The 15,608-nt window shown below is 71.1% G+C and carries 12 protein-coding genes; 7 read left to right on the forward strand and 5 right to left on the reverse strand.

The window, feature by feature from the left end; all coding sequences use genetic code 11:
- Window positions 1–269: 269 nt before the first annotated feature.
- From B207_RS0115235 to B207_RS0115250, 4 genes are all read left to right on the forward strand, one after another.
- Complete coding sequence (locus tag B207_RS0115235; RefSeq protein WP_018637411.1) at window positions 270–1,055, forward strand: copper chaperone PCu(A)C; 786 nt, start codon at window positions 270–272, stop codon at window positions 1,053–1,055.
- 129 nt (window positions 1,056–1,184) lie between these two features.
- On the forward strand, window positions 1,185–2,669 hold the full coding sequence (radA, locus tag B207_RS0115240) for a DNA repair protein RadA (RefSeq protein WP_154675374.1): 1,485 nt from the start codon (window positions 1,185–1,187) through the stop codon (window positions 2,667–2,669).
- A 146-nt stretch (window positions 2,670–2,815) separates the two neighbouring features.
- Complete coding sequence (gene disA / locus B207_RS0115245; RefSeq protein ID WP_018637413.1) at window positions 2,816–3,895, forward strand: DNA integrity scanning diadenylate cyclase DisA; 1,080 nt, start codon at window positions 2,816–2,818, stop codon at window positions 3,893–3,895.
- 278 nt (window positions 3,896–4,173) lie between these two features.
- On the forward strand, window positions 4,174–5,094 hold the full coding sequence (locus tag B207_RS0115250; RefSeq protein ID WP_154675375.1) for an HhH-GPD family protein: 921 nt from the start codon (window positions 4,174–4,176) through the stop codon (window positions 5,092–5,094).
- 96 nt (window positions 5,095–5,190) lie between these two features.
- On the opposite strand, the gene B207_RS0115255 is transcribed toward B207_RS0115250, so the two are convergent.
- From B207_RS0115255 to pstS, 5 genes are all read right to left on the reverse strand, one after another.
- The gene (locus B207_RS0115255) at window positions 5,191–6,156 is read right to left on the reverse strand and encodes a response regulator transcription factor (protein ID WP_018637415.1); all 966 of its coding nucleotides are present in this window, start codon (window positions 6,154–6,156) and stop codon (window positions 5,191–5,193) included.
- Between the two features lie 231 nt (window positions 6,157–6,387).
- Window positions 6,388–7,167 (reverse strand): phosphate ABC transporter ATP-binding protein PstB, encoded by a 780-nt coding sequence (pstB, locus tag B207_RS0115260; protein WP_018637416.1) that lies wholly within the window; start codon window positions 7,165–7,167, stop codon window positions 6,388–6,390.
- A gap of 38 nt (window positions 7,168–7,205) precedes the next feature.
- Entirely contained in the window at window positions 7,206–8,270 is a 1,065-nt protein-coding gene (gene pstA / locus B207_RS0115265) for a phosphate ABC transporter permease PstA (protein ID WP_018637417.1), read from the reverse strand.
- Complete coding sequence (gene pstC / locus B207_RS0115270) at window positions 8,267–9,193, reverse strand: phosphate ABC transporter permease subunit PstC (protein ID WP_026311083.1); 927 nt, start codon at window positions 9,191–9,193, stop codon at window positions 8,267–8,269. The genes pstA and pstC overlap by 4 nt, the downstream gene beginning before the upstream one ends.
- 248 nt (window positions 9,194–9,441) lie before the next feature.
- A complete protein-coding gene (gene pstS / locus B207_RS0115275; RefSeq protein WP_018637419.1) occupies window positions 9,442–10,545 on the reverse strand; it encodes a phosphate ABC transporter substrate-binding protein PstS in 1,104 nt (367 codons plus the stop codon).
- Window positions 10,546–11,636: 1,091 nt separating this feature from the next.
- On the opposite strand from pstS, the gene B207_RS0115280 reads away from it, so the two are divergent.
- The 3 genes from B207_RS0115280 (at window position 11,637) to B207_RS0115290 (ending at window position 15,601) form a co-directional block, all read left to right on the forward strand.
- A complete protein-coding gene (locus B207_RS0115280; protein WP_035740797.1) occupies window positions 11,637–11,915 on the forward strand; it encodes a hypothetical protein in 279 nt (92 codons plus the stop codon).
- Window positions 11,916–11,995: 80 nt separating this feature from the next.
- Complete coding sequence (gene proS / locus B207_RS0115285) at window positions 11,996–13,402, forward strand: proline--tRNA ligase (RefSeq protein WP_018637421.1); 1,407 nt, start codon at window positions 11,996–11,998, stop codon at window positions 13,400–13,402.
- A gap of 756 nt (window positions 13,403–14,158) precedes the next feature.
- Window positions 14,159–15,601, forward strand: coding sequence for an aldehyde dehydrogenase family protein (locus B207_RS0115290; protein WP_018637422.1), 1,443 nt, complete (start codon window positions 14,159–14,161; stop codon window positions 15,599–15,601).
- The last annotated feature ends 7 nt before the right edge of the window (window positions 15,602–15,608 follow it).

The following is a 15,608-nucleotide window of genomic DNA, read 5'->3' on the forward strand; positions in this document are numbered from 1 at the left end:
GGTCCAGATGTCGAGCCCGACACGTACCAGACGCACATTGAGGGCCGGGATGGCTAGTGTTAGCCCCGCACCCGCGGCCCGACCTGGGTCTCGCGGGTGACCGGGTGCGCTCCCGGTGTGCCATGGACGATCCACCGGCTGGACTCTCCACGGCCCGCGGGGGAGCACGCCGGCCGCTGCGGATTCCCGCAACGGCCACCTGACCGGTCACGACCGTTCGGCACCGGCGCCAGCCGCGCCGGTCCCTGCGCAGGAGGAGCCACCGAGCCGTGAGCCGCCGTCTGGGTGCTCGTTCCGCGACGTCCACCACCATGGGGACGCCGCCCGTCGACGCCACCGATACCGATGGCCCCAGCCACGCACCGCGAGCCGGGGTCGGCGCACCCGCCGCCCGCCGCAGCGGCACGCGCAGGCGGGCCGCCATCGCCGCGTCGTCCGTCGCCGCGGCCATTGTCACCGCCACTCTCAGCGGCTGCGCGTCCGGGACGGACGCGGTCACCAACTCCGCCCGCACGACAACCAACTCGGTGAGCGGATCCGTCGGCTCCGTCACCCTGCGGAACGTCTACGTCGCCGGGCCCGCGGACGAGGGCGGCACCGCCCAGATCATCTCCGCGGTGTTCAACGGGGGCGCCGAGGAGGACAGTCTCATCACCGTGTCCTCGCCGGCCGCGAGTGGCGGGCAGGCACCGTCACCGTCGATCATTCGTCCCGGCGGCGGCAACATCTACATCGCCAACGGCTCGGCCCCGACACTGACCGGCCTCACCGAGGACCTGATGGTCGGCGCCGAGATCCCGGTGACGTTCACCTTCGCCAAGTCCGGCAGCGTCACGCTCGACGTACCGATCGAGCCGCCCGCTCCCGGCGCCTCGGCGGCCGCGACAGCGAGCACGACCCTGCCCGCCACGGAGCCGGCGACGACGTCACCGGCCACCGCCGGCGCCCCGCCCGAGGCCGGCGCCGGGACACCTGGAGCCGGTGGGACCGCACCCGCGCCCACGGCACCCGCGGAGACCGCACCCGCGGCCACGGCGCCCGTGCCCACCTCCTGACCGGGGGCTTCCTGACCCCGCGGCGCCGAGGGCGCAGGCCCGCCTCGCCCGAGCAGGCCGCGGGCCCTGACTGGACGGCGCGCAGCCGCCGGGCCCGAACTGTCGGACCCGGCGGCTACCGTGGCCGTCATGTCCTCTGTTGGCCCTGCGGGGCGGTCGGCCGGTGGCCTGGGGCGGGCTCCGTCCCGCGGCGCGAGCTCCCGCAACCCCGCCGGAGGCTTCCGCTGCTCCGCCTGTGAGACGGAGACCGTCCGCTGGGCCGGGCGGTGCCCACGCTGCCAGGCCTGGGGCACGCTCGAGGCACAGGCGCCGTCCACCCGCCGCCCCGGCGCTCTGAGCGGTGGGCTGGGCGGCGGCGGGCTGGGCGGCGGAGCGCGGCTCGGGGCCGCCGCGCCGGTGACCGCGCCGGCGACTCCCGTCACCGCGGTCGACACCACGGCCACCCGCATGCGTCCCACCGGCATCGGTGAGCTCGACCGGGTCCTCGGCGGCGGGCTGGTGCCGGGCGCGGTGATCCTGCTGGCCGGCGAGCCGGGGGTCGGCAAGTCCACACTCCTCCTGGAGGTGGCCGCGCGCAGCGCCTCCGGCGGCTCCCGGGCCCTCGTCGTGACCGGCGAGGAGTCCGCGGCCCAGGTGCGCCTGCGCGCCGGTCGCATCGGGGCGTTGCACCCCGACCTCTGGCTGGCCGCCGAGACCGACCTCGGCGCCGTGCTCACGCACGTCGAGGAGGTCCGTCCGGAGCTTCTCGTCGTCGACTCGGTGCAGACGATCTCCTCGTCGGGCTCCGAGGGCTCCGCCGGCGGCGTCACGCAGGTGCGCGAGGTGACCGGGGCACTGATCCGCACGGCCAAGGCGCTGGGCCTGGCGACCGTGCTGGTCGGCCATGTCACCAAGGAGGGCACGGTGGCCGGCCCGCGGCTGCTCGAGCACCTCGTGGACGTCGTCCTGCACTTCGAGGGTGAGCGGCACTCCACGCTGCGGCTGGTGCGCGCGGGCAAGAACCGGTATGGCCCGGCCGACGAGGTGGGCTGCTTCGAGATGCACGACTCGGGCATCCGCGAGGTCGCCGACCCCAGCGGGCTGTTCCTCTCCCGGTCCGGCGGTGCGGGCCCGGCGACCGTGGCCGGCACCTGTGTGACGGTGACGGTCGAGGGCCGCCGGCCCCTGGTCGCCGAGGTCCAGGCCCTGGTCGCCGAAGCGTCCGCGCAGGTCCCCCGCCGGGCCGTCTCCGGGCTCGACGCGGCCCGGGTCGCGATGATCCTCGCTGTCGTGGAGCGGCGGGCCCGGGTCCGCTTCGGCCGGGCCGATGTCTACACCGCGACCGTGGGCGGGGTTCGGCTCGCCGAGCCCGCCGCCGATCTGGCCGTGGCGCTGGCCACGGTGAGCGCCGCGCGGGACCATCCCCTCCCCGGCGACCTGGTCGCGATCGGCGAGGTCGGCCTGGCCGGCGAGGTGCGGTCGGTGGGGGCGGTGCGGCAGCGCCTCGCCGCGGCGGCCCGGCTGGGCTTCCGGCGCGCGCTCGTCCCCACCGGCTCCGGTGAGGCTCCGGAGGGCCTTGTGGTCCAGGAAGTGCCCGATCTTATCGCGGCCATTGCGCACATGTACGACGAATGAACATGCTTTGGCGATTGCCGGATATGGTGAGATGGCGCTGAGCCTGCGCTCATCCGCACGGGGCCTACCGATACCATCAGGGCGACAGGCACGACACGACGGGGGCGTTCGACGCACAGGACGTCGGAGAACAACGAGGGAGCCTGATGGCAGGACCACCCGGGGATGACATCTTCCGGGCGACACTCGCCGCGGTCGCGCCCGGAACTCCGTTCCGTGATGGTCTCGAGCGCATCCTGCGTGGTCACACCGGAGCCCTGATCGTGCTGGGCCACGACAAGGTCGTGGAAGGTCTGTGCACCGGCGGGTTCGAGTTCGACGTCGAGTTCTCCGCCACCCGCCTGCGCGAGCTGGCGAAGATGGACGGCGCGATCGTGCTCTCCTCCGACCTCACCCGCATCGTCCGGGCAGCGGTGCATCTGGTCCCCGATCCGACCGTCCCGACCGAGGAGTCCGGCACCCGGCACCGCACCGCGGAGCGGGTCGCCAAGCAGACCGGCTTCCCGGTGATCTCCGTCAGCCAGTCGATGCACATCATCGCCCTGTACGTCGCCGGGCGGCGCTACGTCCTCGACGGGGCGGCGGCCATCCTGTCCCGCGCCAACCAGGCGCTGGCGACGCTCGAACGGTACAAGCTGCGGCTCGACGAGGTCGCCGGCACGCTGTCCGCGCTGGAGATCGAGGATCTCGTCACCGTCCGCGACGCCATCTCGGTCAGTCAGCGCCTCGAGATGGTCCGGCGGATCGCGGACGAGATCGAGAGCTACGTGGTCGAGCTGGGCACCGACGGCCGCCTGCTGTCCCTGCAGCTCGAGGAGCTGATGGCCGGGGTCGAGACGGAGCGGGAGCTCACCGTCCGCGACTACCTGCCGGTCGGAGCCCGGGCCGGGAACGCCACGCAGGTCCTCACGGAGCTCTCCGCGATGTCCCCGACCGACCTGCTCGACCTCACCGTGATCGCCCGGGTGATCGGCTTCTCCGGCGGGGCGGACATCCTCGACCGCCAGATCAGCCCGCGGGGCTACCGGATGCTGGCCAAGGTGCCGCGCCTGCCCCGGATGGTCGTCGACCGCCTCGTCGACCACTTCGGAACGCTGCAGAAGCTGCTCGCGGCCGGTGTCGACGACCTGCAGGCCGTCGAGGGCGTCGGGGAGGGCCGGGCACGGGCCGTCCGCGAAGGCCTCTCCCGGCTCGCCGAGTCCAGCATCCTCGAGCGCTACGTCTAGCGTCTGGCGGCGGTCACCGCGCCAGTGCCGTACGGCAGGTTTCGGGTTCGCCCGGCGCCGATACCGGGCGCGCCGGGAAAGATATCAGCACCAATAACGGCACCATTGTTCTTCGAACGGGAGAATGCCTTTCTGCTCCGCGGCATTTCCGGTCCGCCGGGAATACGTCCTCGCCGCGATGCCGAACCGGGCTGCCGAACCCGGGCTGCCGAACCGGGTACCGAACGACAAACGGACCAGCGACCTGATCCGGGCACCCGGATGGCACGATGGAGCCGATGACATCGACGACGACATCCGGGATCGAACCGGCCGGAACGGCCGACCCGACGCCGGCACTCGCGGAGCGCGTACTGGGCTGGTTCGGGGCCCACGCCCGGGAGCTGCCGTGGCGGCGGCCGGAGACCGGCCCGTGGGGCGTTCTCGTCAGCGAGTTCATGCTCCAGCAGACCCCGGTGAACCGGGTCCTGCCGGTCTGGGAGCTCTGGCTGCGCCGCTGGCCCACCCCTGCGGATCTCGCCGCCGAGCCGTCCGGTGAGGCGGTACGGCAGTGGGGGCGGCTCGGCTACCCACGCCGGGCGCTGCGCCTGCACCAGGCCGCCGTCGCCATCGTGGAACGGCACCGCGGGGCCGTTCCGGACGACCTGGACGACCTGCTGGCACTGCCCGGGGTCGGCAGCTACACCGCCCGGGCCGTCGCCGCGTTCGCCTTCCGCCAGCGCCACCCCGTGATCGACGTCAACGTCCGGCGTTTCGTCGCGCGGGCCGTCGAAGGCGTGGCCGAAGGGCCGGCCGCGGTGTCGCGGCGGGATCTGGAGCTCGTCGCCGGCCTGCTGCCGGCGGACGCGGAGACGGCGGCCCGGGCGAGCGCGGCGTTCATGGAGCTGGGCGCACTGGTCTGTGTGGCGCGCACGCCACGCTGCCCGGCCTGCCCGGTCAGCGATCTCTGCGGGTGGGCGGCGGCCGGTAGCCCGCCTTCGAACGTCCCGGCCCGGCGCCCGCAGGCGTACGCCGGAACCGACCGTCAGGTCCGCGGGCGGCTGCTCGGCGTGCTCCGCGACGCCACCGGCCCCGTCGAGCAGGCCGTTCTCGACCAGGTGTGGGACGAACCTGTCCAGCGGGCCCGCGCGCTCGCCGGGCTCGTCACGGACGGGCTGGTCACCCAGCTGGCACCCGGCGTCTACGCCCTCCCGGGCTGAGTGGTTCCTCCACCGGACGGGGCGGCTCCCGCGGGCCGGCCCACCCTCACACCAGAGGCCAGAGGCCGGGCTTCCAGGTCAGGCCGGGCCTCCAGGTCAGGCCGGGTGCGGTGAGGGCGGTCGGAAGCGGTATCCGACGCCCCTGATGCTCTCGATGAAAGGCGGGCGGGTGGGAAGGAGTACCCGTGCCGTCACGATCGCCTTCGAAGAGCCAGGAGCCTGGGGCACCAGGGCGGCGGCTGCGCCGCCCGTGGGCGGGGCGGTCCCGGGCTCCTCCCCCATGGTGGTGGAGATCGAGTCGCCGAGGCGGCGCCGGAGGCGACGCACGTGTACCGCCAGCGTGTTCGGGTCGGTGTCCGGAGATCCCCAGACCTCGGTGAGCAGGGTCTCCCGGGTGACGACCCGGCCGGCGTTGCCGAGCAGCAGGTGGAGCAGCCGGAACTCCCGCGGCGGCATGTGCACGGCCCGACCGGAGACTGTGACCTCGTGCGCGTCGACGTCGAGCACGACCGGACCCACCCGCAGCACCGCCGGCCCGGGTCTGGGTCTGACCAGTCCGGGCCCGGTGACTCCGGCCGGTTCGCCCTGCCCGCCCGGGGCACCGGCCATGGTCGCGCTCGCCCCGCCGGCGGCACCTGCGGCGCCGACCATGGCCAGCACCTCGTGCACGCGGTAGGGCTTGCCGACGCAGGCGCTGGCCCCCGCCTCCAGGGCGGCCGAGGCCTGCTCCCGGTCGTCCGCGCCGACCGCGAACAGGATCGGGGTACCGGTCCGCTCCGCCACCGAGCGGACGGTGCGGATCAGGGTGACCCCGTCCACGATCGGCAGCCGTGCGCTGATCAGGATCACCGACGGATCGAGACGCCCGATCTCCAGGAGCGCCAGCGCCCCGTCCGTGACGACGCTGACCTCCATTCCCTGGTCCCGCAGCGCGGGCAGCAGCTCGTCGTCCGCCTCGTCGTCCGCGATGAGCAGCGGCCGCTGCCGACGGCCGCCACCCGCCGACGCGACCAGGTCGTCGCCCTGGTCACCGTCTGCTTCCCACCTCTCGGAACCGATCAACCGAACCGCCTTAGACATAGTCCGACCGACCAGGTGGAAAGCCTGGCCTCTCGGGCTGCTCAACGGCACAGCGTCCCCGATCCGCTGAACCCTGCTGCTGACAGCACGCTGGAAGGCAGACGCGCCGCAGGTAGAACGCGCCGGCCGATCCGACCTTCTCCGCACCGGCGGCCGGCGCAGGACATCCGGCACAGGACTTCCATCCGGCACAGGCCCTCCGGGCAGGTCCGCTCAGCCGAAACGGCCGGTGACGTAGTCGTTGGTGGCCGGCACCTTCGGGTTACTGAAGATGATGCTGGTCTCGTCGATTTCGATCAGCTTTCCGGGCTTTCCGGTGCCGGCGATGTTGAAGAAACCGGTGCGGTCGCTGACCCGGGACGCCTGCTGCATGTTGTGGGTGACGATGACGATGGTGAACTCGGCCTTGAGCTTCTGCATCAGATCCTCGATGGCGAGGGTGGAGATCGGGTCCAGCGCCGAGCAGGGCTCGTCCATCAGCAGCACGGCGGGCTTGACCGCGATCGCCCGGGCGATACAGAGCCGCTGCTGCTGACCACCGGAGAGGCTGGAGCCGGGCCGGTTGAGCCGGTCCTTGACCTCCTCCCACAGGTTGGCACCCCGCAGCGTCTCCTCGACCAGGCTGTCGAGGGCCGCCTTGCGCATGCGGCCACCGTTGAGCTTCACCCCGGCCACCACGTTGTCGTAGATGGACATGGTGGGGAACGGGTTGGGACGCTGGAACACCATGCCGACCTGCCGGCGCACGGCGACCGGGTCGACCCCGGTGCCGTAGAGGTCCTCCCCGTCGATGAGGACCTTGCCTGACACCCGCCCGCCGGGCACGACCTCGTGCATCCGGTTGAGCGAGCGGAGGAAGGTCGACTTGCCGCAGCCGGACGGGCCGATCAGCGCCGTCACGGTTCGTGGCTCGATTTCCATGTTGACCTGCTCTACGGCTTTGAAATCGCCGTAGAAGATGTCGAGGTCGGAGACCTGGATGCGCTTTGACACCGCGGCGCCCTTTCCGTGTTCCGTGTGCAGCGGCTGGTTCAGCGGCTGTTCGGCAGCGAGAAGATCCGGGAGATGAAGCGAGCGATCAGGTTCAGCAGCATCACGATGATGAACAGGGTGAGCGCCGCCGCCCACGCGCGATCCACGCCGAACTCCGGACGTGCCCCGGGAATGCTGTAGGAGCTGTAGGTGAAGACGGGGAGCGACGCCATTCTGCCGTCGAAGAGGTCGTAGTTCACCCTGGTCGTGGCGCCGACGATGATGAGCAGCGGCGCCGTCTCACCGATGACCCGGGAGATGGAGAGGGTCACACCGGTCGCGATACCCGCGGCGGCGGTACGCAGGACTACCCTGATGATTGTGAGCCACTTTGGCACGCCGAGCGCGTAGGAGGCCTCCCGCAACTCGTTCGGCACCAGCTTGAGCATCTCCTCGACCGAGCGGATCACGATCGGCACCATCAGCACCGAGAGCGCGACGGCGCCGCCGATACCGAACCGGACACTCGGCCCGAAGAAGATCGAGAAAAAGGCGAAGGCGAACAGGCCGGCGACGATCGACGGGATGCCGGTCATCACGTCCACCAGGACGGTGACCGCCCGGGCCAGCCGGCCTTTGCCGTACTCCACGAGGTAGACGGCGCACATGATGCCGACCGGCACGGAGATCACCGCCGCCGCCGCGGTGATCAGGAGGGTGCCGATGATGGCGTGCAGCGCCCCGCCGCCCTCACCGACCACGCCCACCATGTCGGAGCTGAGGAAGGTCCCGTCGAACCGCGCGGAACCGTTCTCGACGACGGTGACCAGCAGCGACAGCAGCGGAAGCATGGCCAGCGCGAAGGCGAGCGTGACCGTGACGGTGGCGAGCCTGTCCCTGGCCCGGCGAGTCCCTTCGACCTGCCAGGAGACGACCGGCAGGATGATCAGGTTCAGCACTCCGGCGACCATGAACATCGCCAGCGGGGTGAAGCCGAGCAGGAGACCGAGGAGCAGGGCGACCGCCAGGCACCCGCCCACCACGGCCCAGGGTGCCCAGCGGGGAAGCGATCCCCGGGTCAGCTGTGACAGGGTGACCGGCCCGGGCGGAACGGCGGTGGTCATGCGTTCGCTCCCGAGAATTCGCGCCGGCGGGCGATGACGGCCCGGGCGGCGAAGTTGACGACGAAGGTCAGCACGAACAGCACCAGACCAGAGGCGATCAACGCGTTCACCGCCAGACCACTGGACTCGGGGAAGTCGAGCGCGATGTTGGCCGCGATGGTGTTGGAGTTGGTTGTGCCAATCAGGTCGACGGTGACGATGCTGGAGGCGGAGAGGACCATCGCGACCGCGAGGGTCTCGCCGAGCGCGCGGCCGAGGCCGAGCATGGAACCGCTGATGACCCCGGAACGCCCGAACGGCAGCACCGTCATCCGGATCATCTCCCAGCGGGTGGCGCCGAGCGCCAGGGACGCCTCCTCCTGCAGCCGCGGTGTCTGCAGGAAGACCTCCCGGTTGACCGCGGTCATGATCGGAAGAACCATCACGGCGAGCACCAGCCCGGCGGTGAGCGTCGTCCGCCCGGTGGTCGACGCCGGGCCGTCGAAGAACGGGATGAACCCGAGGTTGTCGTCGAGCCAGCGGTACACCGGCACCAGCTCCGGGGCCAGGAAGAAGATGCCCCACAGCCCGTACACGACGCTGGGCACCGCGGCGAGCAGATCGACCAGGTAGCCGAGGAACGAGGCGACCCGGCGCGGGGCGAAGTGCGAGATGAACAGCGCGATGCCGATCGACAGCGGCGCGGCGAACACCAGCGCGATCAGGGCGGCGAACACCGTGCCGAACAGCAGGGGGCCGACGAACGACAGGAAGCCCTCACCGCCGGGCAGATCCTCGCCGTCCGCGGTGAGGGCGGGGAAGCCCTCCACGATCAGGAAGATGCCGACGGCCGCGAGGGTGAGCAGGATCAGGATGCCGGCGCCGACCGCGGTGCCGGCGAAGATCCGGTCACCGATCCGACCGCGGGAGCGGTCCAGCCCCAGAGCGGGACCGCCGGAGGTCTCTTCCGATGACTTGCCGCCCGGCGACGCGCCACCTGAGGGCGGGTCGGCGGAGGGGGTACCGCTTTTCGCGGTGGCGGGTTTCGTCACGGATTATGCCTCCTCGGGCCGTGGCGTGACGGGTGGTGCGGGAGATGACCGCGGGTCTGGGCGGCCATCTGGTGACCGCCCAGACCCTGGATCAGGAACCTGGGAAAAGGTTCAGAGCCTGGAAACCGAGTGTGTCGAGCTCAGGAGGCGGTGATCGCGTCGATCGCGCCCTGGGCCCTGCCGCGCAGCTCGTCGGAGATCGGGGCGGAGCCCGCGTTCTCCGCAGCGGCCTGCTGCCCCTCCTCGCTGATCACGTAGCCGAGGAAGGCCTTGACCAGGTCGGCCTGCTCCTGGCTGTCGTAGTTGGCACAGGCGAGCTGGTAGGAGACCAGCACGACCGGGTAGACGCCGGCCTCGGTGGTGTCCCGGGGCAGATCGACGGCGAAGCTGTACTCCGAACGCCCGGGCACGACCTCGGCGGCATCCACGACGGCAGCGGCGGCCTCGGGCGAGTACTCGACGAACTCGTCACCCACCTGGACGGCGGCGACGCCCAGGTCACCGGCCTGCGATGCGTCGAGGTAGCCGATGGTGCCCTCGCCGCCGCGCAGCGCGGCGGCCACACCCTGGGTCTGCGCGGCGGCCTCGCCACCCTGCACCGGCCAGTCACCGGAGACCTCGTGCGGCCAGTCCGCCGGGGCGGCCTTGGAGAGGTAGTCGACGAAGTTCTCGGTGGTGCCGGACTCGTCCGAGCGGTGCACCGGCGTGATGTTGGTGGACGGCAGGTCGATGCCGTCGTTGAGCTCGACGAGCGCCGGGTCGTTCCACATGGTGATCTTGCCGTCGAAGATCCGGGCCATCACCGACGGGGTGAGCTTCAGGCCCTCGACACCCGGCAGGTTGTAGGCCACGGCGATCGGGCTGATGTACCCCGGGAACTCGATGAAGCCGTTCGGGCCGCAGGTCTCCTCGGCGGCGGCGATCTCCTCGTCGTCGAGGTAGGCGTCCGAGCCGGCGAACTGGACACCACCGCTGGTGAACTGCTCGCGGCCGCCACCGGAACCAATCGGGTCGTAGGTGACCGACGCGTCCGGAGCGACCTCCGCGAACCCTGCGATCCACGCCTCCATCGCCGATCCCTGGGCGGAGGAGCCGGCGCCGGCGAGGTCACCGCTGACAGAGGTGGTCTCGGTGCCGTCAGCACTGTCGGTGCTGCTGTCGTCGTCATCACCGCACGCGGCCACGGTGAGGGCGAGCATGACGGCGACCGGCAGGCCGGCCAGCCGGAGGAGCTTACGGTTCACGACGAGTTGCCTCTCTGAGGTCGGGTGGCGGTTCACCGCCCGCAGGTGGGGCGAATTACCGTCTCAAACGCCGAGCAAGTTATGAGCTGCGCCTGAACTACCAGCCGGAGCACGCGGAACGCAAGATGAACGAAACATGTCCTTTGCCCCACCCTGAATCACTTCATGGTCACGACCCGAAGGTCAACACCACGCCAGACTCCCACCAGGACCCCGGGCTCCAGAGCCCGGAGCCACCCGGTCTACCCATAGGGCCCCTTAAGTAGTATCTTGGAAGTTTTGCCATAGAACTGGCATCGACCTTCAGTCCGCGTGATCCGTCGCGTGGCACGGAATGACCTCACGAACGAGCGATGGGCCGCGCCGGAGCCGCTGCCGCCCCGCCGTCGCGGGCGAGCGCCCCGAAGGCCCGACCGTCGGCGACGATCGCCCCGTTGCAGCGAGACCACCGTCAGACACGAGAGCGACCACGCCGAGCGCGATAACTCGCCAAGGCGTCATATCGGGCGTCTAGTTACCCAGACGGACGAAAGATTCGCTCTGCGTGACGAGACGTCCACTCTGCCCCGAGATCACCACCCACCTTCCCTCTCGCCACCTCACTTGCTATAAAGCAAATCAGCGGTAGCTGACAGCATTAGCCCGTACCCACAGAGTCAGGAGGCGCCCGAGGTTCGATCCGCTCGCACGCCACGGCGAAACGACGCCAGTCCAGTCCGCGCCAGGCTCTCCGGGTACCTCACGGACCCCTCGGACGCCCCGTCACGCCTCCGCACCGGTGCCCAGCGATCACGCCGTCCCACCGTCACCGTTCAGTCACCGTTCAGTCGATGATGGTTCACGTCAGGTTTGGTGACGGGCCGCCCGGCCCCACCAGGCGACGCGAACGCCCTCCCGCCCCACCGAGCCAGGCACGGCTGTTCCAGCCATCCCCGGCGGCACCCCCAGACCCGCCGGTGAGCCCCCTTCCCCGAGCACGGAGCCAGGCCACGGTGGCGAACCTGCGCGCTGAACGCGTCGGTCTGACGTCTCCGCCCACGCCCATGCCACCGGTCTCGGTGACCGCCAGCAACAGGAAGGCAGCGCGCACGATGAACACCGTCGACACCGGCGAACTCATGCCGGAGCCCAGACCCGTATCCGGTGGTCCGCCGCCGTCGCTGGCGGAGGTCGTCACCGTGCGGGCGGGATTACTGGTCGAGCACGAGCTGGTGCTGTCCCCCGGCGCCACCGCCGCCGACCTGACCAGCGCGATGATCCTGGTCCCGCCGACCGCCGCCCTCGTCAGCCACCATGGCGACGTGGACCTTTCGCTGGTGTTCCGCGAGGTGCCCCGCCCGGCACCGGAGGCTTCCTCCGAGCCTCGCTGACACCGCGAGCGGAGCGGCCCGTCCACGGGGGGCGGGCCGGCTCCGCCGTACTCCCGCTCCGAACCAATATCGTGGACGACGTGGCTGTTATCACCCCCCGCTCCACCGACTTCCCACGCTGGTACCAGGACGTGCTCGAGAAGGCCGAGCTCGCCGACAACGGGCCGGTCCGCGGCTCGATGGTCATCAGGCCGTACGGCTACGCGCTGTGGGAACGGATGCAGGCCGACGTCGACGCCCGGATCAAGGCCGCGGGCGCGGTGAACGCCTACTTCCCCCTGTTCATCCCGGAGAGCTACCTGCACCGGGAGGCCGAGCACGTCGAGGGGTTCAGCCCGGAGCTCGCCGTCGTCACCCACGGCGGCGGCAAGGAACTGGCCGAGCCGGTCGTGGTCCGCCCCACCAGTGAGACGGTCATCGGCGAGTACATGGCCAAGTGGACGCAGAGCTACCGCGACCTGCCGCTGCTGCTGAACCAGTGGGCGAACGTCGTCCGCTGGGAGCTGCGCCCGCGGCTGTTCCTGCGGACCAGCGAGTTCCTCTGGCAGGAGGGCCACACCGCGCACGCCGATGAGGCCGACGCCGCCGCGTACGCCCGCCGGATCGCGCTGGAGGTCTACCGGGACTTCCTGACCTCGGTGCTCGCGCTGCCCGTCTTCGTCGGCGCCAAGACCCGCAAGGAGCGCTTCGCCGGCGCCACCAACACGATGACCTGCGAAGCGATGATGGGGGACGGCAAGGCCCTGCAGATGGCGACCAGCCACGAGCTCGGCCAGAACTTCGCCCGTGCCTTCGAGATCGACTTCCTCGGCGCCGACGGCGGCCGCCACCTGGCGTGGACGACGTCCTGGGGCTGCTCGACCCGCATGGTCGGTGGGCTGATCATGGCCCACGGGGACGACAACGGCCTGCGGGTCCCGCCGACGCTGGCGCCGACCCAGGTGATCGTGCTGCCCGTCCGCGATGACGAGGCCGTGGTCGCGAAGGCCCGTGAGATCACCGAGGCGCTCACCGCGGCCGGCGTCCGGGTGCGTCTCGACGCCCGGCCGGGCCTGTCGTTCGGCCGCCGCGTCACCGACGCCGAGCTCAAGGGCATCCCCGTCCGGATCGAGATCGGGCCGCGCGACCTCGCCGCCGGAAACGTCACCGTGGCCCGGCGGGACACCGCGGAGAAGTTCCCCGCGCCGCTCGCCGAGGTCGTCGCGCGGGTGCCGGCGCTGCTCGACGAGGTGCAGGCCGATCTCCACGCCCAGGCGCTGGCCCACCGGGACGCCCGCACGGCGGATGTCACCTCGCTCGCCGAGGCGGTCGAGGCCGCCGCGACCGGCTTCGCCCGGCTGCCGTGGCGCCTGGTCGGCGAGGACGGCGAGGCGCGACTCGCCGAGGACTCGGTCACCGTCCGGTGCCTGCAGACGGCCGACGGCGAGCTGCCGGCCGCGGGCACTCCGGAGGACGATCTCGTCTGCCTGGTGGCTCGCTCCTACTGAGCACCGTGGCGCCGGCCGGCCCGCCCTGCGGCGGAACCCGGCCGGCGCACCACGGCACGAGATGCTATACGCTCGGTCAACAGCATCGACGGCGCGCATCGGTGGTCTTTTTCGGCAGCCCGTAAAAGTCGGCCGTGCAGATCGTGGTACAGGTCCGCAATAGACCTCCGGTGCGATCTTCGAATGTCGGGTGAGAGCGGTGGCGGCTCACCTGCCTCCCCGACTCACCGCCCGGAATTGTGCCGGCCGGGGCCGCGAATCCGCAGCCGGAGAATGCGTGACGGATTCGTGCGCGGCCGGTTTCGGGTGGTGCGTCGCCGGCGACGGAGGGCGACTCCGGAGTTCGGATGCACCATCCCCGGCACGGACAGGGCACGGTCAGCCCGGGGCCCGCCCACGCTTCCGTGGGCCGGCTGCCCTGCAGGTGACGAGGTGACTGCCGGCCTCGGGACCCGGTGTCGTGCGCCGTGCCGTCGATCAGGCCGGTTGCTCCGGTCGCCGGCCGGCCTCTTGGTCCGGTCGCTGAGCAGTCTCTCGATCCGGTTGTTGGACCGGGTTGTCGGGCGGCTTGTTGATCCCAGCCGCGGGCGTGGGCCACCGCCAGAGCAATCGGTTGACTCCGAATTCGGCGCAAGTAGAATTACGACACGAATGCGACGTGACGGCGACGTGACGGCACCGTCTCACCGTGGCTCCGGTCGGGTCGTCGACTCCGGGCGGGTCATCATGGACTACCGACATCAATGAGGAGCGGCTGTGAAGCGGTTGCTGATCGACGGGCAGCTTGTCGAGACCGAACGATCGGTCGACTCGATAAACCCCGCCACCGGTGAGGTCGTCGGCACGGCCGCGGAGGCGACGGTCGAGCAGGTCGAGGCGGCGGTCAAGGCGGCCCGGCGGGCGTTCGACACGACCGACTGGTCGACCAACGTCGAGTTCCGCGTCCGCTGCCTCAACCAGCTGCACGAAGCCCTCGTCAAGCACCTCGAGGAGTTCCGCGAGCTGACCATCGCCGAGGTCGGCCACCCCCGCATGATCACCGAGGGCCCGGCCCTCACCGACCCGGTGAACCTCGTCAAGTACTACGCGGACGTCGCCGCCGGCTACTCCTTCACCCAGGACCTGGGTGTGGTCGAGGCCCGCGGCGGTCAGCACCACCGCTGGATCGAGCGGGAGCCCGCCGGCGTCGTCTCCGCGATCGTCGCCTACAACTACCCGACCCAGCTCGCGCTCGCGAAGCTCGCCCCGGCGCTGGCCGCCGGCTGCACCGTCGTCCTCAAGGGCGCGCCCGACACCCCGCTGCTGGCGCTGGCTCTCGGCGAGCTGATCCTCAACGAGACCGACATCCCGGCCGGCGTCGTCAACGTCGTCACCGCCGTCGACGTCGCGGCCGCCGAGGTGCTCACCACCCACCGGGACGTCGACCTGATCACCTTCACCGGCTCCACCGCGGTCGGCCGCCGGATCATGGCGGCGGCCAGCGACACGGTGAAGAAGGTCTTCCTGGAGCTCGGCGGCAAGTCGGCACTGATCCTCCTGGACGACGCGGATCTGGACCTCTCGGCGATGATCGCCGCGTTCACGATCTGCTCGCACTCCGGCCAGGGCTGCGCCATCACCTCCCGGCTCGTCGTGCCGCGCGAGAAGCACGACGCCGTGGTGGAGAAGGTCGCGGCGATGATGGGCAACATCAAGGTGGGTGACCCGACCGACCCCGCCACCTACATGGGGCCGCTGATCAGCGAGAAGCAGCGCGAGAAGGTCGACGGCATGGTCCAGCGCGCGGTCGCGGCGGGCGCCACCCTGGTCACCGGTGGCAGGAAGATCGACCCGGGCTTCTTCTACGAGCCGACCCTGCTCGCGAACGTCGACCCGAACAGCGAGATCGCGCAGGAGGAGATCTTCGGCCCGGTCCTCGCCGTCATCCCGCACGACGGTGACGACGACGCCGTGGCGATCGCCAACAACTCGATCTTCGGCCTGTCGGGCGGCGTGGTCAGCCCGGACCAGGAGCGGGCGCTGGCCGTCGCGCGCCGGATCCGCAGCGGCACCATCAGCGTCAACGGCGGGAACTACTTCTCGCCGGACGCGCCGTTCGGCGGCTACAAGCAGTCCGGCATCGGCCGCGAGAGCGGCATCGCCGGCCTGGAGGAGTTCCTGGAGATCAAGACCATCGCGACTCCCGCCCAGTCCGCCTAGTACGGCC

It is taken from the genome of Parafrankia elaeagni, from assembly GCF_000374165.1.
GTDB classification, from domain to species: Bacteria; Actinomycetota; Actinomycetes; order Frankiales; family Frankiaceae; genus Parafrankia; species Parafrankia elaeagni.

Bases quoted from the DNA above. Each gene is read 5' to 3' on its own strand.
- radA (WP_154675374.1), top strand. From the start codon at position 1,185: ATGTCCTCTGTTGGCCCTGCGGGGCGGTCGGCCGGTGGCCTGGGGCGG.
- disA (WP_018637413.1), top strand. From the start codon at position 2,816: ATGGCAGGACCACCCGGGGATGACATCTTCCGGGCGACACTCGCCGCG.
- B207_RS0115250 (WP_154675375.1), top strand. From the start codon at position 4,174: ATGACATCGACGACGACATCCGGGATCGAACCGGCCGGAACGGCCGAC.
- pstA (WP_018637417.1), bottom strand. From the start codon at position 8,270: ATGACCACCGCCGTTCCGCCCGGGCCGGTCACCCTGTCACAGCTGACC.
- B207_RS0115280 (WP_035740797.1), top strand. From the start codon at position 11,637: ATGAACACCGTCGACACCGGCGAACTCATGCCGGAGCCCAGACCCGTA.